This is a genomic window from Eubacterium sp. AM46-8 (genome assembly GCF_003466705.1).
In the GTDB taxonomy this organism is placed as follows: domain Bacteria; phylum Bacillota; class Clostridia; order Lachnospirales; family Lachnospiraceae; genus Lachnospira.
Genome location: NZ_QSEU01000011.1, coordinates 1 through 24,207, shown reverse-complemented (window position 1 = coordinate 24,207; position 24,207 = coordinate 1). Strand labels below are relative to the sequence as shown.

Sequence of the window (24,207 nt, the reverse complement as noted above, 5' to 3'; positions counted from 1 at the left end):
CGACTTTTCGGGAACCCCTATACGAGCGAGCGCCTGATGTACTGCGGTGCATTGGGACAGCACAGCGCCTGCCGACAAGCAGGAGTGCCTGTTGGAACTTTAACACGGAGAAAGCGGCAAGCAAAAAATTATTTTAAGAAAGGAAGAAAAAGGATATGGAAAACAGATTTATCCGAGCCGAAGATGTGGCTCAGGAACTAAACGTATCAAAACCTTATGCATATAAACTCATCAGACAATTAAATGAGGAATTGAAAGCAAAGGGCTTTATTACGATTGCAGGGCGTGTAAATCGCCAGTATTTTTACGAAAGGCTCTACGGAGCAGGAAAGGGGGAAATGTAAATGCCGGTATTTAAGAATGAAGATAACGGTACTTGGTATGTGATGGCAAGGTATGTGAACTGGAAAGGGGAACGCAAGCAGAAATGCAAGCGTGGCTTTGCTACCAAACGAGAAGCACAGGAATGGGAAAGAATGTTCAAATTGCAGACTTCTTCAGACCTTGATATGAGTTTTGAAGCCTTTACGGAGCTTTATATCAATGATGTGAAGAACCGTTTGAAGGAAAACACGTGGCTTACCAAAGAGCATATCATACGCACAAAGATACTTCCGTATTTCGGGAAACTGAAAATCAGCGAGATTTCCACAAAGGAGATTATTACTTGGCAGAATGAAATGCTTGCCTATCGTGATGAGAAGAAAAAGCCTTATTCACAGACGTATCTGAAAACGCTGCACAATCAGTTGTCCGCCATTTTCAATCACGCTGTCCGCTACTATGAACTGCGTTCCAATCCTGCGGCAAAGGTGGGAAATATGGGACGTGAGGAACACAAGGAAATGCTGTTCTGGACAAAGGAAGAATACAAGAAATTCTCTTTTGAGATGATGGACAAGCCTGTTTCCTTTTATGCGTTTGAAATGCTTTACTGGTGCGGTATCCGAGAGGGCGAGCTGTTAGCTTTGACTCCGGCAGATTTCAACTTTGATAAGGAAACAGTCACAATCAATAAATCCTATCAGCGTTTGAAAGGGCAGGATGTGATTACTTCTCCGAAAACGAAAAAGAGCAACCGCACGATTAAAATGCCGAAGTTTCTGTGTGAGGAAATGAAAGAATATCTCGGTATGCTTTACGGATTGAAGAAGAAAGACCGTATCTTTACGGTGACGAAAAGCTATCTTCATCACGAGATGGACAGAGGGGCAAAGGCGGCAGGCGTGAAGCGTATCCGCATTCACGATCTCCGTCACAGCCACATTTCACTCTTGATTGATATGGGCTTTTCTGCGGTGGCGATTGCTGACCGAGTTGGTCACGAAAGTATTGATATTACTTATCAGTACGCACACCTCTTTCCGTCAAAGCAGATTGAGATGGCAGAAAAATTAGATGATTTAGGGAAAGGAGATTTTGAAAATGTCAGCTAAGAACAGAGATAACAAAAATCGTTGGAGGAATATCACAGTAGGGTTTCGAGTATCGCCCGAAGAAAACGAACTCATTAACAGAGCTGTAGCTCTATCAGGATTGCCAAAACAGGAGTATTGTTACCGCCGTTGCTTAAATCAGGATGTGGTGGTACAGGGCAATCCGAGAGTGTATAAGGCGTTGAAAACGGAATTTGCCACAGCCTTGCGGAACTGAAAAGGATTGAAGCAGGAAAAGGTGTGGATGATGAACTGCTGAGTGTAATAGAACTGATTTCCATTATTCTCGGCGGTTTGAAAGGAGAGGATGCGAATGGAGAATAAAAAAGAAATGACTATTCCAAATGTATCTGCGGCAACAGATGCGGAACAGTCACTTTCCAAATGTACTGACAATAGTATAGTCAATCAGGATACGGATTTCAAGGGGTACGAGCAATCTTTTGAAGAAATGCAAAGGGAAATACTCAGACAGTTAGACCCTTCCTATCTGAAAACAGTATCAATGACAACGCTGTATGATACGGTGTTTGAGGTTCAGACACCACTTATCGACGGTCTGCTCCAAAGGGGAACTTACCTTTTCGTAGGTTCCCCGAAAGTGGGAAAGAGCTTTATGATGGCACAGCTTGCCTATCATATCAGCACAGGCACACCGCTTTGGGAGTATAAGGTGCGTAAGGCAACGGTGCTTTATTTTGCCCTTGAAGATGATTACCCACGTTTGCAGAAGCGATTGTTTCAGATGTTCGGTGCAAAGGAGACAGGCAATCTGTATTTCGCAACGGAATGTAAAACGGTCAATGGCGGACTGGAAGAACAGATAAGAGGGTTTATGAGGGAACACCCAGACACAGGCTTGATTATCATAGACACCTTAAAGCGTGTGCGTGAAGCAGGCGGAGCAGATTACAGCTACGCAAGTGATTATGATGTTGTGGCAAGGCTGAAAGCGTTGGCAGACAGTTACAAGGTTTCAATGCTTATTGTTCATCATACACGCAAACAAAAATCGGAAGATATATTCGATATGATTTCAGGCACGAATGGTCTGATGGGTGCGGCAGACGGTGCATTTGTTCTCAGTAAGGACAAGCGTACTTCCAACAATGCCACACTTGATGTTGCTGGCAGAGACCAGCAGGATATGAAAATCCATCTTGTAAGGGACAGCGAGCGATTGGTGTGGAACTTTGCAAAATCGGAAACGGAGATGTGGAAAGAACCGCCCGAACCTCTGCTTGAGAAGATAGCGGATACGCTCTTTTCGGAAAGTGACAGATGGGAAGGAACTGCTTCGGAACTTTGCGAAAGGCTTGCGGTGGATATAAAGCCGAATGTACTTTCTTTAAGGCTCAGTATCAACGCAAGCAGGCTGTTTCGTGATTACGGTATCCGTTATCAGAACAGCCGCACACACGACGGAAGAAAGGTTTCACTTTGGAAAGAAACCGAGCAGACGGCGTGACAAACGGTGTCAAAGGTGTCAATGTTTTTGAGAGCAGCACGCTGTGAAAAACATTGTCACCATCGTCACACTTTGACACCGGATAAAGTTTAGGGGAGTGTGCAGAGAGTGCCTTTTCAAAGGCGGCTCTTTGGTCTCGCCTGCTGGCTCGGTCGGTTCGCAGGCGTGTGTGCCACCGGCACACGCTCACCCCTCGGAGAGCCTTCGGAGAACGCAAAACCTGTTTACAGGTCGCATTTTTGATGGGTGTACCCGTCAAAAGTGCTTTTGCGTTACTTTTGACAAAAGTAACAAACCTGAGAATGTTGAAATTTACAGATGGGAGATGAAAAAATGCAGAGAACGATAAGTGCAATGGTCGGTAAAGGCTCGGTCAATCACAATAGCCGAAAGTTCCGAGCAGAAAATGTAGACGGAACTCGTACTCATCTCAATATCGACTACTGCAATGAAAATATAAAGACAGTTTATCACGAATTGTTTGATGAAGCATTGGAAAGATACAATGCCAAGCAGATAAGGTCAGACCGAAAGATAAAAGATTATTATGAAAAAATCCGAAGTTCCAAGCAGGAAAAACCGTTCCACGAAATCATTTTACAGGTGGGCGGTAAGGGAAATATGAACGCCGATACGGAAAACGGAGAACTGGCAAAGCAGATTTTAGATGAATACTATCAGGGTTTTCAGGAGCGAAATCCACAGCTTCGGGTGTTCTCGGCTCATCTGCATATGGATGAAGCTACACCACATCTGCACATAGATTTTGTACCTTTTACCACAGGCAGCAAGCGTGGACTTGATACAAGAGTGTCACTAAAGCAGGCTCTTGCAACGCAAGGTTTTAAGGGCGGCAGTCGTGGCGATACGGAGTGGTCGCAATGGATACAGTCCGAAAAAGAACAGCTTGCGGCGGTGATGGAACGTTATGGGATTGAGTGGGAACATTTAGGCACACACGAAAAACATCTTTCTGTTTTGGATTATAAAAAGCAGGAAAGAGAAAAAGAAGTGGCGGCATTAGGTGCGAAAATCGAGCAGAAACAGATTGAATTTGATGTGTTGTCGGAACGAGTATTGAACTATGATAAGGCAAAAGACGAGCTGTCAAATCTTGAAATAGAGCTTGATACTGCACCGAAATATCAGTTGCCAGAACCAGAGAAATTTATGACTGCAAAGGCATATAAACCAAAATGGCAGAGCCGGTTGTAAGGAAATTGAAGCAACTTGTCAAAACGGTGCTTGCCCGCTGCTTTGAGGGGTGGGACAACTATCATAGGCTGAATACAGCGAATGCACAGTTATACCGCACCAATCAGCGTTTGGAGAAAGTCAATGAAAGATTGACCGAAGAAAACAAAATCCTAAAAGCAGAAAATAAAGATTACAGCCTGCTCCGTAAGGTTTTTGGTCGCAAACAGATAGATGATTTGTTGGAGCAGGCAAGAACAGTTAAAGGTCGCAAGCGTGATAATACACGATCACGATAGACAAAAATCACAGGAGGAAAAGGAAAATGACAAAGACAATTTTTGAAGAAATGGGCGGAACTTATAGACAGGTGGGTGATTATTTATTGCCGAACATCACAGTACCAGCCGAAGAAGAAATAGAGCCGATTGGTTTATGGGGGAAACGACATGCAAGGCATTTAAAGGAACACTATAAAGTGTTATATATGAACCTGCTGACAAGCGGAAAGCTGCATAGTTATCTTGCAGAAGTCGATAAGCAAGCAGAGGATATGTTTCTTCGACTGGTAAAGGAATATGCCGACAGACAAGATGTGACGGAACAATTAAAGAAAGATAATCCCTACGAATGGATTGGAAGAATGAATAATATTCAGGCTTGTGTGAGGGAAGTTGTAGGAACGGAGTTGATTTACACATAAGCGTTTTACGGTATGGTGCTCCTGCGTTTGCTGGAGTGCTGTGGTTGTGGTTGTAAAGAGGTTGTGAAAGATTGAATTTCGTAATGGTTGGATGTATAATTAGGAAGTGAAAATTTTAATTTGCACTTCCATAAGGTGAAATGTATTGACACAAAAAATACAGTATGATAGTATTGCCATTAGAAGAAAGAAAGGCACATTTTGTGTAAGGTGAGGAAATGATTAATAGATAATTTGATTTAAGTAAGACACATATAGTTATTGAGCCTGTAGAGAATAGGTTTGTTTTGTGTACGCTTAAGTTGGATTATCGCAAGAGGCATTTCCTTTGTTTTCCTTTTGGAAAAGAAATAAGGGTCTATTTAGCGAGTCTATTTTTGCGTATGCAAAAAAGACTCGTTTTTGTGTGTTCAAAATAATAATTGGCTCAGACTTCGAAAAGGAGAAACTTTAATGTTGCAGATAAAAAAATTAAATTTAACACATAAAAAAGACCTGAGAATAATTCTTAATGATTTCAACCTTGTGCTAAATGATGGAGATAAGGCAGTTATTATTGGAGAAGAGGGAAATGGGAAATCGACATTAATGAAGTGGATATACAATCCGTCGCTTGTAGAAAACTATATAGAAGCAGATGGGGAAAGGATAATGGGACACGAACGTCTTGGTTATCTTCCGCAGGAGATGCTCGATGAAGATAAGGAAAAAACAATATACGAATATTTTTCTGAAGAGGAAATATTCTGGGAGAAAACGCCTAAAGAATTGTCTGTTATTGCGGGAAAATTTGGAATGAAAAATGATTTTTTCTACAGTAACCAGACAATGGGTAGTCTTTCAGGAGGCGAAAAAGTCAAGACACAACTTATGAGGCTTTTCATTCGCGATGTTTCTGTGCTGTTGTTGGACGAACCTTCCAATGACATCGACATTGCGACGCTTACATTACTGGAAAAAATCATAAATGACTGGAAGCACATTGTGCTTTTTATTTCACACGATGAAACGCTGATAGAGCGTACTGCCAACATGGTGATACATATCGAGCAGATTATACGAAAAACAAAGGCGAGATATACCGTGGCAAAGCTTCCCTATAGACGCTATGTGGAAGAACGGCTTCATAAATTTGAAATCCAAAAACAGCGGGCACTGAGTGACCGTAGGGAGAAAAAGATTCGCGATGAAAAATATCAAAGAGTTATGCAGAGTGTACAAGGTGCATTAAGAAGTTGTACCAGACAAGCACCGTCTGTTGCCAAAAACTTAAAGGACAAAATGCATACGGTTAAGGCAATGGAACGAAGATTTGAAAAAGAAGATGAAAATATGACTCAGATGCCGGAACAGGAAGAAGCAATCTTTGTCAAATTAGGGGATGAAAACTCACACATTCCCGCAGGAAAAACGGTCATAGAATATGAACTTTCAAAGCTTGTGACTCCGGATGGCAAAAGAATTTTAGCAGAAGGAATTCATTTAAAAATAAAAGGTTCAGAAAAAATCTGTATGATAGGAGCCAACGGGGCAGGAAAAACGACTCTTCTAAAAAAGATAGCGGAAGAACTCCTAAATCGGAATGACATTAAAGCAGAATATATGCCTCAAACTTATGAAGACCTGCTGGATTTGGATGTTACACCGGTTGATTACCTTGATAAAACAGGAGATAAAGAAGAGCGTACAAGAATTAGAACATACCTTGGTTCACTTAAATACACACCAGATGAAATGGAGCATCCGATTCGGGAGTTATCAGGCGGACAAAAGGCGAAAGTGCTTCTCTTGAGGATGAGCTTAAGTGGTGCAAATGTTCTTATTCTGGATGAACCGACAAGAAATTTTTCACCATTGTCCGGTCCGGTAATAAGAAAAATGCTCCGAGAATTTCCGGGGGCTGTCATTAGCATTTCTCACGATAGAAAGTATATTGAAGAGGTGTGCGATAAAATATATCAGCTAAATCCTAATGGATTACAGCTAATTGGTGATTGATAACAAAAAGGATGAAAGACTGACAAATTTCAGGCTTTTAGTGAGTTGGAAAGCATACAAAGATTTGAATTTGGAGGATAGATTATGGTACGTACAGAAGATGCATGTGAAATTATAAAATATGCTTTGCAAAACGAAATTAAAGTATATTTAGATGGCGGATGGGGTGTTGATGCACTTCTTAAAAGAGAATCAAGAATACACAATGATATTGATTTGTTTGTTGAACTGAAACATTATCATGATTATATTTATGTGATTAAGCAGCATGGATTTGAGGAAGTAAATACTGATTATACAACGGATGGTCATACTGTCTGGAAAGATGATAAACAAAGAATCATTGATTTACATTGTTTTGAATTTACAGATGACGGAATTGTTTATGAGGGAGATATATTTCCATCAAAAACTTTTTCCGGTATTGGAAAAGTTGGAGATATAACTGTTTCTTGTATTGAACCATTGAGTCAGGTAATGCTTCATTTGGGATATGAACACGATAAAAATGATGTGCATGATGTGATGCTGTTGTGTGAAACATTTCAAATAGCAATACCAGATGAATATAAGGAAAAGTAAAATTTCAGTTTTGTGTTGAATCTCTAAGCAAAATAGCTTATAATTTGACATGCTACATATAGTTATTATCCACAGTTATCGAGTAGGTGTTATCAATGCCGATAACAAAATGATAACATTAGCTCGTATAGGCAGGATAATATGGATATATCAAATAATCAAAAGAACGAGAAACATTACAGAGAATAATTCCTAAACAAAAAGCGTTAGTCTTTGTAGAGTTTGAATAAAAAGGTAAATCCCTACAAAGCCTGTATTTATAGGCTTTATAGGGATTTTTTAGATGGCGTTGGGTACGATTTGGGTACAAAACTTACTGGTGTTCATGATAAGGTTTTACATTGCAATATAAGATTATTCAATTTGGTAGCTCAGATAAAGCAATTTGAGCAAGAGAGATTCCTTTTTTATAGTTTATTGGGATGCTCATTTTTATACACAGTTTCCAGTATTGTTCTGCTTCGCTATATTTTTCTTGATGAAATGCTAAAGAACCATAATCGTAATATACGTTTACCTTTGCAATAGCTAATTCCATATTATTAGCTATTTGTAAAGATTTTTCTAAAAAAGGAAGAGCCTTATCATATTCATGCATACAAATATAGCAGTTTCCTAAATGTTCTAAGCCGATACATTCATTACGTTTATCGCCTAGTTCAATAGAATAATCTAAAGCAGGTTGAAAATAGTGAATAGCTAACTCATAATTTCCTAATAATTTATGAGTTATACCAATATTTCCATAAATACGAAGGAACTGGTGTTTATCATTATGTGAACATGCTAATGCCCGTTCGTAATATTCTAGAGCTTTATCTAATTGAAAAATATTTCTATAAGAGTTGCCAATGTTATTTAATATATTAGTTTTTGAATCATCAGCAGCATTATCTTTCATTTTTTCAATATACTCTAATGCCTCCAAAAATGTATTAATACTTTCTTCATATTTACCTTGATCTTTTTGAATGATACCTTCAATGTTTTTATATAATGATAAAAGATAATCCTTTTGAATATTACTTAATACCTCTGATAAGGTTACGATATTTGCATATTTTTCTAGTAAAGATAATGCGTCAGCATCTTTTCCTATATAATGATATGATTGTATGGAAAAAATCACTATTTCACATATACTAAATTCATATTCATCACACTTATACTGGTCAATTTGTTCTTGAACAAAATTAATTACTTCAATGTAATTGCCGAGTACATACAGTTTTGAAGCTATATTTGCAGAAAGACGTATAGTGGTTTCATTATTCAAGCAACTATATGATAAAAGTTTTATTGTATGCTTTAATAAAAGATTAGCAACATCACGTTCAGAAGAACAGGTTATCTTTTGTGGAAGTAAGTCAGTGAATAATTGCAAAGCTTTCTCAACATAGTGTTGATATTCATTATCGTCTTGCATTTGCAGACGTATAAATTCTTGAGTTATTCCATGTGTATCTGCTATTTTTCCGTTTATAGTAAATAAAGAATAACTAGTTATTGCAGATATTATTTGATTAAACTCATAGACTGTGTATTGTTCATGTGATAAGAAAATATCATATAGTGGAATATTATTAGAGTCAAAAAGGGAGACTAGGTTTAATATGTCTTTAGCTGCGGCAGATTGTTGTAGAACTTTATCATATGATATCTTCCAGGCGGTATATGCTGTTTTCTTATAAGATGTTATTGTGGTATTTAATATTTTTTGTTTATTAGCTGTGTAAAGGTTAAAATAGTCTTTAATAGAAATATGCATTTGGTTTATGTATGCTCTAGCATACTCTAAAGCTAACGGATAATTTTCAAGCATTGAAGAAAGTGACCTTGCTGAGTCGTTATCTGTTTTGCAGCATTGGCGATGGCTTGTGTAATTTAATAAAAAAGAGGTGCTTTCGTCTATATCAAATACATCCACAGGAATCACAGAAAATTCATCGCTGTCTACATTAGAATTTTGTGTGGTAACAATAATGTCTGAATTATTACAAGGACATTTTTGGACAAAAAAATCAATAGATAAATCATCAGCGCCATCAAATACAATCAATGAGGTTGAAAAACGATTAATGAAAGAAAATACTACTTTGCTGATTGAATTTAATTCGTTGTTCTTATTAGTAATTAATTTATAATAAACTGCAAAATTATTATATTCTTCAAGGAGTTCATTTTCGGATGTGGCTGAAAACCACAAAACTAGCTCATATTTATTTTGTAATTGTGCTACAGCTTCTCGGGCAATTTGAGATTTTCCAATTCCACCAGGTCCAGTAAGAAAAACCAGCTTATTAGCAGTTAATTCAGTGATAAGGTTATTTAAAATATTTACACGCCCGAAAAACAGCCTATTCCTTCTTGGAATATTATAATAATTTGGAATACATGGATCGTTCGTTTGAGAGGTTAAAATTTCTTTTATATCATTAATCGTTTGATTAGTAGTTTCAATTGCTGAGAGAACAGATGTGGTTGAAGTATTAATTTGTTGTAAAAGAATTTTACCCTCTATACTTAGTATATTATTTAGCAATTCATTTATTTTGTCTATATATGTTTCTAGGCAATTATTTATCCGTTTACTTCCGATATAACGCAAATCGCTATTTTTTTTATAAAAGGAATCTATAAAAGAGGTTTTCATATCTTCTGTGATAAATTCATATTTTTTCTCTGACAGAAGAGGAGTTTTTAATATAAAATCTTGCAATTTTTCTACTTCATACTCATCTTTTATTTGTTCATGTATAAGACTAATAATAGATTCATCAAATTTATTGAAATATGCAAGAGTATCTTTATGATTCTGAAAATCACAGATTTTAGAGGCAAATATTGATTCAAAAATGGCTAAAGATATACCTGCAAGTTCTTTTACGGATTCTATCATTTGAAATGCTCCTTTATAAAATTTTATATTTGAGTAGTTTAGTTTTTGAGATTTAATCCCATCTTATCCATAACATCATCATGTGTCTTCTGAATCTTAAGTCGTTCCTGCCACGGCTCCGATTCCGGATAAATATCCATCCAAAGATTAAAATCTGCCTCCGCTTTCAGCAGAGTTTCCCCACGCTTCTTAACATCTTTTATTTCATTGCATTTCTCAACTTCTTCCATATATTCTTCATAGCGGTCTAACCATGATCGCATCAAAGACAATGTTCCAAAGCTGATTCCAACCATATCATTTCCATCTTTATCCTGGTATTTAAAGAGTTGTCCATCGTATTGCCGGAATATCTGAAAAAGTCTGTGTATGGCTTTTATGCCATCAAAATCAGAGTTCGCCAGTACTTCGGGACTGACAGATAAAGCGTCTGCTATTTTTTCAAGGGATGATGGCTTTGGATTTCTTCTGCCGCTTTCGTAGGCACGAATGTAGGCTTCACTTGCGCCAACCATTTCTCCTAATTGTCTTTGAGTAAGATTACGTTCCTGCCGGATACGTCTTATGTTTTCACCGACTGTCATAACAACATGCCTCCTGCTCTAAAGCTATATTTTTGTGAAACTGATCAACATCATATATAGGATAACACACAAGAACAAAAAAATAAAGCAAAAAGATATTGACACGAAACAAAAGTTACGATATTATAAAAACGAAACAAAATGATACTATACAGAAGCAAATACAAGAATAGAAGTAAACAATATGAATGAAAAAATCTATTACAGTGCGGAGGATATTGCAAAAATGCTTGGTGTGAGTATGGGGAAAGCCTACAAAATCCTTAGAGAAATGAATAAGGATTTGGCAAGTAAAGGATTTCTCACAATCGCCGGAAAAATTCCGGTGGAGTATTTTAAGGAAAAATGGTACGGAGGAGCAAAGGAGGTAAGTGCATGAGCTGCAATGCAAAGAAAGATCCCAATGGTACGTGGCGGATATAATATCGCTGGACAGATTGGACGGGAACCAAAAAGAAATCACAAAAAAGAGGTTTTAAGACCAAGAAAGAAGCAGAAGAATGGTACGCACATTTCATGTTGCAGCAATCATCTGATCCGACGATGACGTTGGCGGATTTTTGGGAGATTTATAAGGCGGATATGGAAAAGCGCTTACGAAAAACTACCATGAAACAAAAAGAGTATGTAATGAATGACAAGGTGCTACCATATTTCGGAAAGACGCCAATCAATGAAATCACAGCTCCCATGATACGCAAATGGCAGGGAGAAATGATGGAAAAAGGTTTTAAGCCCACATATCTGAAAACAATACATAATCAGCTTAGTGCGATTTTGAATTATGCAGTAAATTTCTATGATTTGCGTTCCAATCCTTGCCGCAAAGTCGGAAGCATGGGCAAGAGTAAAGCGGATGAAAGACCGTATTGGACACTGGAGGAGTTTCAGAAATTTTCAGATGCGATTATGGATAAGCAGGATTCATGGATTGCCTTTCAGATTTTATTTTGGACAGGTATGCGGATAGGAGAATTGCTGGCATTACAGGTGAAAGATATTGATTTCGAACAGGGAACCATAACTGTTGACGAATCTTTGACGAGGCTTGATGGAGAGGATTTGATTACGGCACCAAAGACGGAAAGCTCGGTTCGAGTGATTACGATACATAAGGAATTGCAGGAGGAACTAAAAGAATATATTGCCACATTGTATCATGTGAGACCGGGAACCCGTCTTTTTGCCGGAAGGACAAAGAGTTTCTTTGAACACGAGATGGAGCGTGGAATTAAGTTGTCGGGTGTAAAGAAAATTACAGTCCATTGTACTCGTCACAGTCATGCAAGTATGCTTGTGCAGATGGGATTTAGTCCGGTTGAGATTGCAAAACGGTTAGGGCATGGAAAGGTTACGACTACGATTGAAACCTATTGTCATCAGTCAATGGATGCGCAGGTAAAAATTGCAGATAGACTTGGAAAAGTGGAAAGAGGTGAGGAGAGTGGCGTGTAAACGAGAAGACAGGTTTCGGCGCAATACAATTGCTTTTTGGCTGAGTGACGAAGAGAAAAGCCAAGTGGAAGTGAAGATAATTTTATCGGGAATATCGAAAGGTGAATATTACCGGAAAGCAGTTTTAGGGCAGGAGGTAACGGTTATTGCCGGAAATTATATGTCGGTTAGGGTGGCAAAAGTATTGGAGCAGATATTGGCACATTTACAGAATGGCAATACAGAAGAGGAAAGATTACTGCTGGAATTGGTAAAACAGTTGCTGGAAGTAAATAAAAATGCCCCTGCTGGTAACAAGGGCATTCAGGAATAAAAAGGATAAAGCCTTTCTATCCAACACACACATTTATTATAGCAAAGGCTTTCTCCGGAGGAAAGGAGAAAATTGCATATTGAATATTTTTTCAGAGGTAAAGGAGTATCTGACGGCGAGACAGGTAGCAGAAAAATATGGTCTGCAGGTCAGAAGAAATGGGTTAGCCTGTTGCCCTTTCCATGATGATAAGCACCCAAGCATGAAGATTGATAAGAACTATCATTGTTTTGCCTGTGGTGTGGGAGGGGATGTGATTGACTATGTTTCCCGGATGTTTGGTTTATCACAATATGAGGCGGCACTAAAGATTGTAGAAGATTTCCGGCTGCCGATAGAGGTCAAAAGAAACAAGGAATTAAGAGAGCAGGACAGAGAGCGTATTCGTAGAGAACGGACAGAACGCGAGAGGCTGATACACATCAGGGAGCGTTTTGACAGATGGTGCAATCACAGTATTGAGAGTTTAAGGGACAGTTTATCACTGATAGAGCAGATGGGTATTTTCTTTAATGGAAAGCCACCGGATATTATTTTTTCAGAGGACTATGCACGGATGCTTCATGCGGAACCGATTATGAATTACTGGTTGGATATTTTATGCATGGGCAATACGGAGGATAAACAGGAACTTTTTATGAAAGGCAGGAAGGAGGTGGAAGAAGTTGCAGAGAGAGTCAGAATCGGAAGAGAACGTATCATGGAACGAAATCGGGGAAGTGCTTGATACGGAAATGAGCACGGTAGAGGATATTCGGGCAGATTTGGCAAGAAACGAAAAAGGCAATATCTGTCAGACAATCAATAACTGTATGTTGGTATTTCAGCGTGATCAGTTGCTGAAGGGTGCAATTAGAAAAAATGAGCTGTCCGGAAAGATTGATATTGTCGGTAATCTCGGATGGCAGCGCACATCTTCAAGCCTGACGGATACTGATGTATATCAGATACATTGGTACTTAGAAAAGAATTATGATCTAAAAAATGACCGTAACATCAACAAGGCTATGAATATCGTTGCAAGTGAAAATAAGTATCACCCTATCAGGGAGTGTTTGGAAAAAATCAAATGGGATGGACTGCCACGAATAGATAATCTTTTGCCCAGATATTTGGGTGCTGATCACGATGATTACACGGTAGAAATCATGCGGCTCTTGATGCTGGCAGCTATCCGCAGGGTGTATGAGCCGGGATGCAAATTTGAAATCATGGTATGCCTTGTAGGAGGGCAGGGAGCAGGCAAGTCAACATTTTTTCGGTTCCTAGCCATCAATGATGAATGGTTTTCAGATGATTTGAAGCGGATGGATGATGATAATGTCTATCGGAAGATTCAAGGACATTGGATTATTGAAATGTCGGAAATGATGGCAACGGTCAATGCCAAGAGCATCGAAGATATTAAGTCTTTTATCAGTCGGCAAAAGGAAACATATAAAATTTCCTACGAAACATACCCGGAGGACAGACCAAGACAATGTGTATTTGTTGGTACTTCCAACAATATGGACTTTATTCCTCTTGATCGTACAGGGAATCGGAGATTTGCTCCGGTGCTGGTACATCCGGAACGGGTGGAAAAGCACATTCTTGAGGATGAAAAAGAATCAAGGGAATACATACGTCAGGCGTGGGCGGAAGCGATGGAACTATATCGGAACGGTTCTCATGAGTTAAAGCTGTGGAGGGAAACAGAAGAATACTTAAAGGAAATGCAGAAGGATTTTATGCCGGAGGATGCAAAGGTCGGAGTGATACAGCTCTGGTTGGATGAACTGGCAGAGGATTATGTATGTAGCATTATGATTTACAAGGAAGCATTTTCCCACGAGTATGACACACCAAAGGACTGGGAACTGAAAGAAATCAATAATGTCATGAACCATAGCATTGTCGGGTGGGAAAAAATATCTTCCCACAGATTTGCCGGATATGGCACACAAAGAGGGTGGCGCAGGGTGACAGGGAAAAATGAGTTTCAGAAACTGCCGGAGGATGCGGTAATACCCTTTGAGGAAAGATAAAAGTTTTTTAGGCTGCGTTTACAAATTTTGTTTACAGGCGTTCGCTTACGGAAATGTAAACAATCCGGTTTACGAAAGAATACAGTAAAATTAAGGCTTTGAGGATTTGTAAACAGCGTAAACAGAAATTATTTAAAAGAGTATTTGTAAACAAAACGTGTAAACGGATATGTAAGCAGGACATTCAGGAGGATATTTTAATGGAGAAAAATTATATTCAGAACAATGGAAAAGCAAAAGGAAAAATTTATATCGGTTTGGATCATGGGTATGGGAATATCAAGACTGCACACAGAGTATTTACTGCCGGAGTGGAAGCGTATGATGAGGAACCGATTGTCAGTACCAACTTTGTAAAATACCGGGAGAAATATTATGTGATTGGCGAGAGCCATTTGGTATATCAGGGCAACAAAACAGATTCAGAGGATTTCTACATACTGACTTTGGCAGGACTGGCAGAAGAGTTGAAATTCCGGGGAATGCATGAGGCAGAGGCAGTGCTTGCGGTAGGACTTCCGCTTGCGTGGGTTAAGTCACAGGCTGCCGATTGGAGAGCATATCTGATGCAGGAGAAAGAACTGGATTTCATGTTCCAAAAGGAACGCTACAAGGTGCATCTGTGTGGTGTGGAAATCTTTCCGCAGGGACTGGCAGCTGTTCATAATCAAGGTGCAATGCCGGGCATGAATATGCTGGTGGACATTGGCAACGGAACCATGAGTATTCTTGAAATTCACGATGGCAGACCGATTGAAAAGAGCATCAGCACAGAAGTATTCGGGGTGCATCATTGTATGGAAAAAATACAGAAAGAGCTGTCCAAGAGAGGCGGTGTGGAAGTGCCGGAAATGTTAATAGAACCTCTGCTTAGAAATGGCATAGGTGAAAGAACTGATGATGTAGCAATGGTCACGAAACGAATTGCGGAAAGTTATACAGAGGAAATCATGAAAAAGCTGACGGCACATGGCTATAAGGAAGATTTGGTTCATCTCTATATCATTGGCGGTGGTGGCTGTCTGCTGAGACATTTTTCAGATATGACAGAAAAGGGAAATGTAACTGTCATTTCCGATATTTGTGCAAATGCAAAGGGCTATGAGGCTTTGGCAGAAATGAAGCAGCGCATGAGAGGAAAAATTGCATGAGGAAAACATACAAATCAAGCAACGTTCGCTTTTGTATGGAGGATGAGAACCAGCGCCGGACATGGGAGTACCTACAGAGTTTGACCCGAAAGGACAGCTCCTATGGAAAGGCACTTTCGGATGCCTTTGTATTGGTTTTGGATGGTAAGGTACCTAAGGGGGAGGCTGAAGAAGCAGAGGAGCCTTGTTTCTCCCTATTGAAAGCCAAGAAAGCTTTGAGCGAAGAAAATATTCCAATCGGAAAGAAGCTTTCGGAGGAGGCTTTTTATGCCGGGTTGAAAGTGACAGCGGAACATATTGAGGAAAGCGTTGCAGATCGAATTTCAAAGATGCAGGAAGCACTTTTAAGGCAGTTGATGAAGGAACTTGAGGAACATGCCCTGAGAACCGTTTCGGGCGAGGATACGCTTCACAGAGAGCAGTGCGAGGAAGAAACGGAGCAAGTGCCGGAGACGGATATGTCGGATGCCATGATGTCAATGGCATTTGCAATGGGTGAATAGGCGGTACCGAAAATGGGAACCCATTTTGGTGCTTGGTATCCACTTTCAAAGTGCAAGCCTATGATACTGTAGCGAAAGCATTTTATTCGGTACCGTCACCCATGGCGAATGACGGTGCGTTTTGCCGGAATGAGCAGTCTGCCATGGGGATTTTGCAATGGCAGACTATGACACTCGCAGAGTGTCATCAGCCTCGCAGAGCGCCTACCTTTGATACGCAGTGTCAAAGGTAATAAGGCGTTACTTTTGACAAAAGTAACAAAGAGCCAGCAGAGCTGGCGATATTTCTCGAACTGCTAATGTTCGAGAAGATTCTTAAACAGCAGCATTTAGAGCACGAACAGAAGAAAGAAGGTGAGACGATTGGCAGCAAAAACGATTTCTTTTCCAAAAGGGAAAGGGCATCTTACACATAATAATCGAGATTTTATCAGCAAGAATGTGGTACCCGAACGGACATCTTGGAACCGTGTTTATATGCAGGAATCATTGGAGCAAGCATATGAGAAATGTTTTGGGCAGGCACTTATGGATTATAATGCAACGCAAAAGCGTAAGGACAGGAGAAAGGAAAATTATCTGAAGGAGATAGAAAATTCCGGCAATAAGGAAAAGACATTCTATGAAAATATCGTTCAGATAGGGAAAAAGGAAGATACTCCAGTGGTGGATACAGATGGAAATCTTACAGAGGAAGCGAAGGTAGCAATTGAAATACTGGAGCAGTATGCAAAAACCTTTCAGGAACGAAATCCGAACTTGTATTTGTTTAACTGCGTTATGCATCTGGATGAAGCAACACCACATTTGCACATTGATTATATTCCGGTGGCGCATGGATATAAAACAGGCATGGAAACACGCAACAGTCTTACCAAGGCATTACAGCAGATGGGATTTGCAAAGGCAGTCAGCAAAAAAGAAAATGAAACGGTTGCATGGCAACAAAGAGAGGGAGCTTTTTTGACAGAACTCTGTCAGGAAAAAGGGATTGATGTAGAGGTGCTGGGAATACAAAGAGATAACCTTAGCTTGCCGGAGTATAAAGCTGCGATGCAGAAAGTGGAAGCACTGGAACAACGGGCAGTGAAAATAGAAGAAAATAATCAAAGGCTGGCAGAACAGGCAGAGAAACTTGCCGATCAGATTGCAAATCTGGATGAGAAGGAAAAAGATAGCAAGGATGTGCTGAAAAAACATGATTTGAGAGCAGATACCCTAAAGACTATAGCCAAAGAAACAGAGAAAGATACCAAGAAATTGAAAAGTGCAGCAGTTCCAGTCAGCAATATTTTTGGCGGTGAAGAATATGTCAAAGTAAAGAAAAGCGACTGGGATAAAATCATAGATGCTTTTAGCAGAGCTGTATCCAGAAATAAGTTGTTGGAAAAATACGAAAAGAAGATTGTTGCACTAGAGAAAAAGTATCAGATGTGAATGGACTATTGGATAAAATGAAGCAGTTTATTTCCACCAGAGGATTGGGCGAAGCCTTTGCAGAATTTGTGAAGTCATTAGAGCCTAAGACAATGAAAGAACGCTTGACAGAAAAGCAGAAGGTTGTGAAAGAGCAAACACAACAAAAATCTATGCATACACAGGAACATGGCACATCGAGAAAACACAATATCAGTACCGAATTGTAATTCGTGGAAAGAGAGGTTGTTTATGAATATTACATACGAAAAAATCAAGATTATTTGATACCAAACTTAATTTCTGATCCGGAGCCGTAAGGGAAATTGAGAAAGTTTGGACTTATGAGAAGACATTATCTGAAAGAGTATAGGAGCGGTATCTATCAGGCAATGCTATTAAGCGGAAAACTAAAGGAACATTTGCTTATGATGCAGGAACAGGCAGAGGCACAGTTTGATCTATTGGTAAAGCAGATGGCAGAACAAGAGGGCGTGACTGAACATCTGAAAGAGAAAAATCAGATGCTTTGGGTGCAGAGGATGAACAATATTCGGGAGAGAGCTGAGTAGATTGTGAGAACAGAAATATTATATGGCTGATAAGAAATAGTTGGAGAGACATCAATGAAAACGATGTCTTTTTTTAACTGTATGTGATTGGAATGAAATGAGAACTGAAATGAGAAAAAGATCATGTTGCTTTTGTTCGCCCCGTAGAATATAATGATATATGAAAGTTGAGGTAAATAATATGGGTTATATGACAGCAAATCAAGCTGCAAAAAAATGGAATATTTCTCAACGCAGAGTACAAATATTATGCTCTGAAAACCGGATAAAAGGTACATTTAAGTTGGGAGAAGCTTGGGCAATTCCAGAGAATGCAGAGAAACCAGAGGATAATAGAAAGGTAAAAAAACAAAATGAAAACAAGTCTAAACGCCATTGATTTATTTTGTGGATGTGGAGGTTTATCTTATGGATTTGAAAAGGCAGGCTACAATATTTTGCTGGGAATAGATAATGATGCTAAAGCCTTAGAAACATTTGAATTAAATCACAAAGGGTCAAAATCGATTTGTGGAGATATAACAGAATTAACATATGAAAAGGATATAAAACCATTAATTGGAGATAAAACTATAGATGTCATTATAGGTGGACCTCCTTGTCAGGGAATGTCACTTTCAGGACCGAGAAAATTTGATGATCCTAGAAATAAGCTTTATTTGACATATATACGTTTAGTGGAAGAAATCAAGCCGAAAGCGTTTGTAATTGAAAATGTTCCGGGGCTTGTAAGCTTATTTGGTGGACAGATCAAAGATAGTATTATCAGGAAATTTACTGATTTGGGCTATGAAATTCAATATAAAGTATTATGTGCATCAGATTATGGGGTGCCGCAAAATAGAAAACGTGTAGTGTTTGTGGGAATGAAAAAGGGACACTACGAATATCCGAAAGCTATCACTAAAATTGTAAGTTGTAGCATGGCATTGTCAGATCTTCCCACATTAGAGAGTGAATTAGGTTGTGAGAATGCGCTATATCTCACAGATGCACAGAACGATTATCAAAAACTAATGAGAAAAAATTCAAGTGTGGTTAGAAATCATGTTGCTGCAAATCATTCTCAAAAAGTCAAAAAAATAATATCTTTGGTTCCAGATGGTGGAAACTATAAGGATTTACCAGAAGAATATAGAAATAGCAGAAATTTTCATGTTGCATGGACAAGATTTGCAAGTGATAAACCTGCACCTACTATTGATACAGGACATAGACATCATTTTCATTATAAATATAATCGAGTACCAACGGTTAGGGAGTGTGCAAGATTACAATCGTTTCCAGATGATTTTATTTTTTTAGGCAACAAAACACAACAGTTTAGACAAGTGGGAAATGCAGTTCCACCGCTTATGGCACAGTGTATTGCAGAGCAATTAACAAAAGCGTTAGGAGATGAAAATAATGGCTGAATATCAAATACCAAAAGAGTATTATTTTAGGTTGCATCATGTTAGACCTCGCTTTAAAGGAGATATAGAAAATGTTTTAATATATGTTGCAGAGGAAATTGCAAGGGTAGGTGAGAAAGCAACGGATGATTTTGTTGCTGATGTAAATGCTGCCCTGTTTCGATATCCGGGAAATGCACATAGGGAATTAAAAACAATAAATAATTGGAGAACAGAGATTTCAGCATTGTTTGGATTTATACAACATACGGAGATAACAGACAAACCGGGTAGACGAGCAATAGAATTAGCTAATAATCAAGATTTGGTTGAGTGTTTTAAAGTATTTCTATACAATTTTCAATATCCGGGTGCACATATAAAGCCTAGGGCGGTATTGGAGCAGATAGAGCAAGGCATAAAATTCAAACCTGCACAATATGTTTTGCAATTATTAAGATATGCTAATAGAGAAGGTGAAAATTCTATTGGGATAACTAAACCAGAGGCATGCCATTGTATATTTAACGATTTGCGTGTGACTAGAGATCACGAAGGTGTTGAGAGTACATGGAAGAGGATTTCAGATAATCGAAAGAATAAAATGACGTATGATCAAACTGGTGATGTGGTACGTTATGCAGGCGATATTTTGGATTACATGGAGATTGCAAATCTTTTGAAGACTTATGATAGTAGAACATACTATCTTAATACGTTGGAAGAAGAATCGATTATAAAATTTTGTGAATCCAATGAGTGGTTTGATGGATATGACAATATGATACAAAGTCGTCATGGAAGTTTGGAGACGGTGAAAGCCTGTAGTGACGGCTGGTTTGCATATGTCAATAGAGATATGAAGAATACGGATTTTTCAACAGATATTTTGGCATATATTGCAAATGATGCGGAAGAATTAAAGCAGCTTAAAGAAAATGCAAGAAATGCCAAAGATGCTGGATTAGCAGACTTTATTGAAAGGGATGATGTGATTGAAAAGCGTATTGCTACATATTATGATATGCTGACAACAAAAGACATAGGTGACATAGGTGAAAGTCTGGTTCATGGGCATGAGTGCATGAGAATTAAATTAGGTGGTCGTGAGGATTTGATTCATTTGATTAAGCGAATACCTACGCAATTTGCCGTTGGATATGATATTAGTTCGGTAGAGCTGGATGAGCGAAAGAGATATGTTGAAGTCAAAACGACTATTAGTTCAAAACCATTACATTTTAACAGAATTCATTTGACAAAAAATGAGTGGAATACAGCGAGCAGTACTCATGATAGATATTTTGTATATCGTTTGCTTCTTAGTAAATCGGAACGAAAATTGTTTTTGTTACAAGATCCGGTAGGACTTTATAAGCAAGATAAGATCGATATGATACCTGCGGATGGAGCGGATATAACATTTGATCCCAAGCAAGTGGGACAATTTGAGGAGTTGTTAACATGGAAAAATTAAAAGTAGCATCATTGTTTTGTGGATGTGGCGGAACGGATGTTGGATTGTTGGGTGATTTTGATTTCTTGGGTAAACATTATGAGTCTAATGGCATGGAGATAGTTTATGCCAATGATATTGATGATAATGCTTGTAATATTTTTAAAGAGAATTTTGGAATTACGCCTGATAACCGCGATATCAGAGAGGTAAAGTCGGAAGAGATCCCAGAGTTTGATATTTTGACAGGTGGTTTCCCATGTCAGTCTTTTTCTATTATTGCACAGAATCCCAAACGTCTCGGCGTAAAGGATGAAAGAGGAAAGCTGTTTTTCGAGATGTGCAGGATATTAAGGGAAAGACAACCTAAATGTTTTATTGCAGAGAATGTAAAGGGGATTCTTACAGCAAATAAAAAAAGTGCATTTCCATTAATCATGAAAGAATTTGAAGAAAGTGGGTATGATGTTCAGTATCGCATTTTGAATTCAGCCAATTATGGAGTGCCACAAAAGAGGGAACGTGTGATTATTGTTGGATTTAGAAAAGATTTAAATGTAAATTTTTCATTTCCAGATGTGGAGATAGAAGATGAAAATAATTTTGCACCATTAAAAAAGGTCATTGAGAAAAAAGTGGATGAAAAATATTTTTTTAGCGAACGTGCTGTAGCTGGAATGATGAAAAAAAGAGAGAGTATGAACAAGGGAAGGGCACAGGATATTAATAAGCCTTGTAATACGGTGGGGGCGCATTTGGCAAAGGTGTCTTTAAATAGTACAGATCCAGTGCTTATGGAAGATAAGAGATACCGCAGATTTACACCTAGAGAAGTGGCGAGAATACAGTCTTTTCCAGATGATTTTGAACTTGTTGGAAGTGAGGCTGCCCAGTATAGAGCCTTGGGAAATGCCATTCCGCCGGTGATGTTTTGGTATGTGGCAAAGGCGGTAAGTGGAAAATTGCAGGAAAATATAAATGGATAATTTAACTAGAGAACAACGAAGAAGAAATATGCAATGCATAAAGTCTTGTGATACTAGTATTGAAATAAAACTACGTAGAGCGTTATGGCAAAAAGGTCTTAGTTATCGTAAAAATTATAAAAAATTACCAGGGAAACCGGATATAGCATTAACAAAATATAAAATTGCTATATTTTGCGATAGCGAATTCTTCCATGGAAAAGATTGGGAAGTCCTTAAACCAAGGCTGGAATAAGGAAATAATAGTCAATATTGGGTACAAAAAATTGAGAAAAATATAGAGAGAGACGATGAGATAAATAAACAACTTTTATTTATGGGATGGACTGTGATTAGATTTTTGGGAAAATAGATTTCTAGAAATGTTGACGAATGTGTAAAAGTAGTTGGAGAAACAATATGGGATATGAATATTCATGACAATGATGAGTTATAAGAAAATGCATGGCGCAAAATATTTGGCTAATGTAAAATTAGAAACTGCAGAAGTGGGCAGTTATTAAAAATTAAAAAGGTATGGAGGATGCACCGGGTGCAAAAATAAATAATGAAGATAAAATTATTTTCTTTTTTTTCGGGTTGTGGTTTATTGGATTTGGGAATGGAGGAAGCAGGATTTGATATAGCTATGGTTTCAGAAAAATACCAACCGTTTTTAGATGCTTATAAATATTCAAGAGAAAAAATGCAGATGCCTAAACCCGAATATGGATATTTTAATGATGACATATGCGATTATCTGAAGGAAAATTCAATCCTTGATGATATAGTCAGGAAAGAGAAAAAAAATAGTATTATAGGATTTATAGGAGGACCGCCTTGCCCTGATTTTTCTACTGCTGGAAAAAACAAAGGAGCAAAGGGGGATAATGGAAAGTTATCAAAAACATATTTTGATCTTATAGCAAAAGAAGAGCCTGATTTTTTTGTCTTTGAAAATGTTAAAGGTTTGTGGAAGACCAAAAAACATAAGGAATTTTATGACAAAATGTATAGAAAGATGAAGAGAAAAGGATATTATATTATAGATAAGTTGCTAAATTCTCTTGAATACGGTGTGCCGCAGGAAAGAGAGAGAGTAATAATGATCGGGATAAAATGTACTAATCAACATCAGCGAGAAATTATAAAAAAATTAGTACAGGAGTTTAATTGGGGAATTCATAATTGTAATACTCTTGAAATGATAAAGAACATAGACTGGCCTACGACAGAAAGATTTGTTGAAGATAGTATTACAAAACCTCCAGTTGGAATTATTAAAGAGTTAACAATTCAGTACTGGTTTGAAAAAAATAGAGTGGAGATCCATGCAAACGCAAATAATTATTTTACCCCAAAAGCTGGACTAAATAGAATGCAGACAATAGATGAGGGGGATGTTTCAAAAAAATCCTATAAAAGATTGCATAGATGGAGGTATTCGCCAACTGCGGCATATGGAAATAATGAAGTTCATTTACATCCATATAAGGCAAGAAGGCTCAGTGTGGCGGAAGTTTTGGCGGTACAATCGGCACCTATGGAGTTTGAATTGCCAAAGACAATGTCATTAACCGATATGTTTAAGACAGTTGGAAATGGTGTTCCAGTATTGATGGCGGAGAAAGTTGGAAAGGAATTACGTAAATTAATATGTGAATATAGTCGACTATGTGAGGAAAGCGCTAATGATATACGATGAAAGTATTATAAAAGAAGATATTAAGAAATTAGAGGCTAGAGAGTTTTATATAAAGTACATAATAAAAACTAACAATTGGTATTTTGCGGAATATCAACATACAGAAGGAAATGAACTTATTGATAAAATGGATCGATTTAAAGAAATTGTATCAGACTGCTTTGAAGTTAGCTTTCACAGTGCGCAAATTGTAGGAAGTGCAAAATTAGGAATGAGTTTATCACCTCAAAAACCATTTAGACATTTCGTTGAAAATGCTAGTGATAGTAATCAAAAAGAATCGGATATTGATATTGCTATTATATCTAATAGTTTGTTTGGGGAAATTTGGGATAAAATAAGAGAAAGAACGTAAAAAAAAATGTAATTCCTAAATATACATCGAT

Annotated in this window: 27 protein-coding genes and 2 pseudogenes; 27 read left to right on the top strand and 2 right to left on the bottom strand. The window is 38.1% G+C overall.

Features of this window, described 5'->3' with window-relative positions; genetic code table 11:
• Window positions 1–155 precede the first annotated feature (155 nt).
• The 9 genes and pseudogenes from DW963_RS08560 (at window position 156) to DW963_RS08525 (ending at window position 7,381) form a co-directional block, all read left to right on the top strand.
• A complete protein-coding gene (locus tag DW963_RS08560) occupies window positions 156–344 on the top strand; it encodes a helix-turn-helix domain-containing protein (protein ID WP_009247528.1) in 189 nt (62 codons plus the stop codon).
• Window positions 345–1,436, top strand: coding sequence for a site-specific integrase (locus DW963_RS08555; protein WP_009247527.1), 1,092 nt, complete (start codon window positions 345–347; stop codon window positions 1,434–1,436).
• Window positions 1,426–1,760: pseudogene (locus DW963_RS13680) on the top strand (plasmid mobilization protein). Before DW963_RS08555 ends, DW963_RS13680 begins: the two are co-directional and overlap by 11 nt.
• A complete protein-coding gene (locus DW963_RS08545) occupies window positions 1,750–2,904 on the top strand; it encodes an AAA family ATPase (protein ID WP_009247525.1) in 1,155 nt (384 codons plus the stop codon). The pseudogene DW963_RS13680 and the gene DW963_RS08545 overlap by 11 nt, the downstream one beginning before the upstream one ends.
• A gap of 333 nt (window positions 2,905–3,237) precedes the next feature.
• On the top strand, window positions 3,238–4,119 hold the full coding sequence (locus DW963_RS08540; protein WP_330409152.1) for a plasmid recombination protein: 882 nt from the start codon (window positions 3,238–3,240) through the stop codon (window positions 4,117–4,119).
• Window positions 4,101–4,397, top strand: a complete 297-nt coding sequence (locus DW963_RS14145) for a hypothetical protein (RefSeq protein WP_330409153.1) — start codon at window positions 4,101–4,103, stop codon at window positions 4,395–4,397. Before DW963_RS08540 ends, DW963_RS14145 begins: the two co-directional genes overlap by 19 nt.
• Window positions 4,398–4,423: 26 nt before the next feature.
• Window positions 4,424–4,801, top strand: a complete 378-nt coding sequence (locus DW963_RS08535) for a TnpV protein (protein ID WP_009247523.1) — start codon at window positions 4,424–4,426, stop codon at window positions 4,799–4,801.
• Window positions 4,802–5,254: 453 nt separating this feature from the next.
• Window positions 5,255–6,799 carry an ATP-binding cassette domain-containing protein gene (locus DW963_RS08530; protein ID WP_009247522.1) on the top strand — a complete coding sequence of 515 codons (1,545 nt, stop codon included), beginning with the start codon at window positions 5,255–5,257 and terminating at the stop codon, window positions 6,797–6,799.
• 84 nt (window positions 6,800–6,883) lie between these two features.
• Window positions 6,884–7,381, top strand: coding sequence for a nucleotidyltransferase domain-containing protein (locus tag DW963_RS08525; RefSeq protein ID WP_009247521.1), 498 nt, complete (start codon window positions 6,884–6,886; stop codon window positions 7,379–7,381).
• A 358-nt stretch (window positions 7,382–7,739) separates the two neighbouring features.
• On the opposite strand, the gene DW963_RS08520 is transcribed toward DW963_RS08525, so the two are convergent.
• Both DW963_RS08520 and DW963_RS08515 read right to left on the bottom strand, forming a co-directional pair.
• Window positions 7,740–10,280: a tetratricopeptide repeat protein gene (locus DW963_RS08520; RefSeq protein ID WP_117915088.1), complete on the bottom strand. Its 2,541-nt coding sequence runs from the start codon at window positions 10,278–10,280 to the stop codon at window positions 7,740–7,742.
• 38 nt (window positions 10,281–10,318) lie between these two features.
• Window positions 10,319–10,864: a helix-turn-helix domain-containing protein gene (locus DW963_RS08515; protein ID WP_117915086.1), complete on the bottom strand. Its 546-nt coding sequence runs from the start codon at window positions 10,862–10,864 to the stop codon at window positions 10,319–10,321.
• Window positions 10,865–11,048: 184 nt separating this feature from the next.
• On the opposite strand from DW963_RS08515, the gene DW963_RS08510 reads away from it, so the two are divergent.
• The 18 genes and pseudogenes from DW963_RS08510 to DW963_RS08430 all read left to right on the top strand — a co-directional run bounded on the left by DW963_RS08510 (window position 11,049) and on the right by DW963_RS08430 (window position 24,176).
• Complete coding sequence (locus DW963_RS08510; protein WP_055059692.1) at window positions 11,049–11,243, top strand: hypothetical protein; 195 nt, start codon at window positions 11,049–11,051, stop codon at window positions 11,241–11,243.
• 65 nt (window positions 11,244–11,308) lie between these two features.
• Window positions 11,309–11,368, top strand: a pseudogene (locus tag DW963_RS13675) (Arm DNA-binding domain-containing protein); the annotation flags it as partial.
• Window positions 11,369–11,380: 12 nt separating this feature from the next.
• Window positions 11,381–12,319, top strand: a complete 939-nt coding sequence (locus tag DW963_RS08505) for a tyrosine-type recombinase/integrase (protein WP_353652795.1) — start codon at window positions 11,381–11,383, stop codon at window positions 12,317–12,319.
• Entirely contained in the window at window positions 12,309–12,632 is a 324-nt protein-coding gene (locus tag DW963_RS08500) for a plasmid mobilization protein (protein ID WP_117915084.1), read from the top strand. The genes DW963_RS08505 and DW963_RS08500 overlap by 11 nt, the downstream gene beginning before the upstream one ends.
• A 79-nt stretch (window positions 12,633–12,711) precedes the next feature.
• Window positions 12,712–13,359 carry a CHC2 zinc finger domain-containing protein gene (locus DW963_RS08495; protein ID WP_158568679.1) on the top strand — a complete coding sequence of 216 codons (648 nt, stop codon included), beginning with the start codon at window positions 12,712–12,714 and terminating at the stop codon, window positions 13,357–13,359.
• A 7-nt stretch (window positions 13,360–13,366) separates the two neighbouring features.
• Window positions 13,367–14,659 (top strand): virulence-associated E family protein, encoded by a 1,293-nt coding sequence (locus tag DW963_RS08490; protein ID WP_117915192.1) that lies wholly within the window; start codon window positions 13,367–13,369, stop codon window positions 14,657–14,659.
• 200 nt (window positions 14,660–14,859) lie between these two features.
• Window positions 14,860–15,810: a ParM/StbA family protein gene (locus tag DW963_RS08485; RefSeq protein WP_117915080.1), complete on the top strand. Its 951-nt coding sequence runs from the start codon at window positions 14,860–14,862 to the stop codon at window positions 15,808–15,810.
• A gap of 80 nt (window positions 15,811–15,890) precedes the next feature.
• Entirely contained in the window at window positions 15,891–16,313 is a 423-nt protein-coding gene (locus DW963_RS08480) for a hypothetical protein (protein WP_158568677.1), read from the top strand.
• A 354-nt stretch (window positions 16,314–16,667) separates the two neighbouring features.
• Window positions 16,668–17,750 carry a plasmid recombination protein gene (locus DW963_RS08475; protein WP_353652794.1) on the top strand — a complete coding sequence of 361 codons (1,083 nt, stop codon included), beginning with the start codon at window positions 16,668–16,670 and terminating at the stop codon, window positions 17,748–17,750.
• An 8-nt stretch (window positions 17,751–17,758) separates the two neighbouring features.
• Window positions 17,759–17,959: a hypothetical protein gene (locus DW963_RS08470; protein ID WP_147347588.1), complete on the top strand. Its 201-nt coding sequence runs from the start codon at window positions 17,759–17,761 to the stop codon at window positions 17,957–17,959.
• Between the two features lie 96 nt (window positions 17,960–18,055).
• Window positions 18,056–18,301, top strand: a complete 246-nt coding sequence (locus tag DW963_RS08465; RefSeq protein ID WP_286169219.1) for a TnpV protein — start codon at window positions 18,056–18,058, stop codon at window positions 18,299–18,301.
• A 160-nt stretch (window positions 18,302–18,461) separates the two neighbouring features.
• The gene (locus tag DW963_RS08460) at window positions 18,462–18,680 is read left to right on the top strand and encodes a helix-turn-helix domain-containing protein (protein ID WP_353652793.1); all 219 of its coding nucleotides are present in this window, start codon (window positions 18,462–18,464) and stop codon (window positions 18,678–18,680) included.
• Entirely contained in the window at window positions 18,655–19,716 is a 1,062-nt protein-coding gene (locus DW963_RS08455; RefSeq protein WP_117915069.1) for a DNA cytosine methyltransferase, read from the top strand. The genes DW963_RS08460 and DW963_RS08455 overlap by 26 nt, the downstream gene beginning before the upstream one ends.
• On the top strand, window positions 19,709–21,172 hold the full coding sequence (locus DW963_RS08450) for a protein NO VEIN domain-containing protein (protein ID WP_158568672.1): 1,464 nt from the start codon (window positions 19,709–19,711) through the stop codon (window positions 21,170–21,172). The genes DW963_RS08455 and DW963_RS08450 overlap by 8 nt, the downstream gene beginning before the upstream one ends.
• Complete coding sequence (locus DW963_RS08445; RefSeq protein ID WP_117915065.1) at window positions 21,160–22,137, top strand: DNA cytosine methyltransferase; 978 nt, start codon at window positions 21,160–21,162, stop codon at window positions 22,135–22,137. The genes DW963_RS08450 and DW963_RS08445 overlap by 13 nt, the downstream gene beginning before the upstream one ends.
• Window positions 22,130–22,372, top strand: coding sequence for a hypothetical protein (locus DW963_RS13995; protein WP_353652792.1), 243 nt, complete (start codon window positions 22,130–22,132; stop codon window positions 22,370–22,372). Before DW963_RS08445 ends, DW963_RS13995 begins: the two co-directional genes overlap by 8 nt.
• Window positions 22,373–22,684: 312 nt before the next feature.
• The gene (locus tag DW963_RS08435) at window positions 22,685–23,821 is read left to right on the top strand and encodes a DNA cytosine methyltransferase (RefSeq protein ID WP_117915062.1); all 1,137 of its coding nucleotides are present in this window, start codon (window positions 22,685–22,687) and stop codon (window positions 23,819–23,821) included.
• Window positions 23,808–24,176 carry a hypothetical protein gene (locus DW963_RS08430; protein WP_117915060.1) on the top strand — a complete coding sequence of 123 codons (369 nt, stop codon included), beginning with the start codon at window positions 23,808–23,810 and terminating at the stop codon, window positions 24,174–24,176. The genes DW963_RS08435 and DW963_RS08430 overlap by 14 nt, the downstream gene beginning before the upstream one ends.
• Window positions 24,177–24,207 lie beyond the last annotated feature (31 nt).

Excerpts from the sequence above, each read along its gene's own strand:
- DW963_RS08560 (WP_009247528.1), top strand. The coding sequence starts at position 156 with ATGGAAAACAGATTTATCCGAGCCGAAGATGTGGCTCAGGAACTAAAC.
- DW963_RS08555 (WP_009247527.1), top strand. The coding sequence starts at position 345 with ATGCCGGTATTTAAGAATGAAGATAACGGTACTTGGTATGTGATGGCA.
- DW963_RS08545 (WP_009247525.1), top strand. The coding sequence starts at position 1,750 with ATGGAGAATAAAAAAGAAATGACTATTCCAAATGTATCTGCGGCAACA.
- DW963_RS08540 (WP_330409152.1), top strand. The coding sequence starts at position 3,238 with ATGCAGAGAACGATAAGTGCAATGGTCGGTAAAGGCTCGGTCAATCAC.
- DW963_RS14145 (WP_330409153.1), top strand. The coding sequence starts at position 4,101 with ATGGCAGAGCCGGTTGTAAGGAAATTGAAGCAACTTGTCAAAACGGTG.
- DW963_RS08535 (WP_009247523.1), top strand. The coding sequence starts at position 4,424 with ATGACAAAGACAATTTTTGAAGAAATGGGCGGAACTTATAGACAGGTG.
- DW963_RS08530 (WP_009247522.1), top strand. The coding sequence starts at position 5,255 with ATGTTGCAGATAAAAAAATTAAATTTAACACATAAAAAAGACCTGAGA.
- DW963_RS08525 (WP_009247521.1), top strand. The coding sequence starts at position 6,884 with ATGGTACGTACAGAAGATGCATGTGAAATTATAAAATATGCTTTGCAA.
- DW963_RS08520 (WP_117915088.1), bottom strand. The coding sequence starts at position 10,280 with ATGATAGAATCCGTAAAAGAACTTGCAGGTATATCTTTAGCCATTTTT.
- DW963_RS08515 (WP_117915086.1), bottom strand. The coding sequence starts at position 10,864 with ATGACAGTCGGTGAAAACATAAGACGTATCCGGCAGGAACGTAATCTT.
- DW963_RS08510 (WP_055059692.1), top strand. The coding sequence starts at position 11,049 with ATGAATGAAAAAATCTATTACAGTGCGGAGGATATTGCAAAAATGCTT.
- DW963_RS08505 (WP_353652795.1), top strand. The coding sequence starts at position 11,381 with ATGTTGCAGCAATCATCTGATCCGACGATGACGTTGGCGGATTTTTGG.
- DW963_RS08490 (WP_117915192.1), top strand. The coding sequence starts at position 13,367 with ATGAGCACGGTAGAGGATATTCGGGCAGATTTGGCAAGAAACGAAAAA.
- DW963_RS08485 (WP_117915080.1), top strand. The coding sequence starts at position 14,860 with ATGGAGAAAAATTATATTCAGAACAATGGAAAAGCAAAAGGAAAAATT.
- DW963_RS08460 (WP_353652793.1), top strand. The coding sequence starts at position 18,462 with ATGAAAGTTGAGGTAAATAATATGGGTTATATGACAGCAAATCAAGCT.
- DW963_RS08455 (WP_117915069.1), top strand. The coding sequence starts at position 18,655 with ATGAAAACAAGTCTAAACGCCATTGATTTATTTTGTGGATGTGGAGGT.
- DW963_RS08450 (WP_158568672.1), top strand. The coding sequence starts at position 19,709 with ATGGCTGAATATCAAATACCAAAAGAGTATTATTTTAGGTTGCATCAT.
- DW963_RS08445 (WP_117915065.1), top strand. The coding sequence starts at position 21,160 with ATGGAAAAATTAAAAGTAGCATCATTGTTTTGTGGATGTGGCGGAACG.
- DW963_RS13995 (WP_353652792.1), top strand. The coding sequence starts at position 22,130 with ATGGATAATTTAACTAGAGAACAACGAAGAAGAAATATGCAATGCATA.
- DW963_RS08435 (WP_117915062.1), top strand. The coding sequence starts at position 22,685 with ATGAAGATAAAATTATTTTCTTTTTTTTCGGGTTGTGGTTTATTGGAT.
- DW963_RS08430 (WP_117915060.1), top strand. The coding sequence starts at position 23,808 with ATGATATACGATGAAAGTATTATAAAAGAAGATATTAAGAAATTAGAG.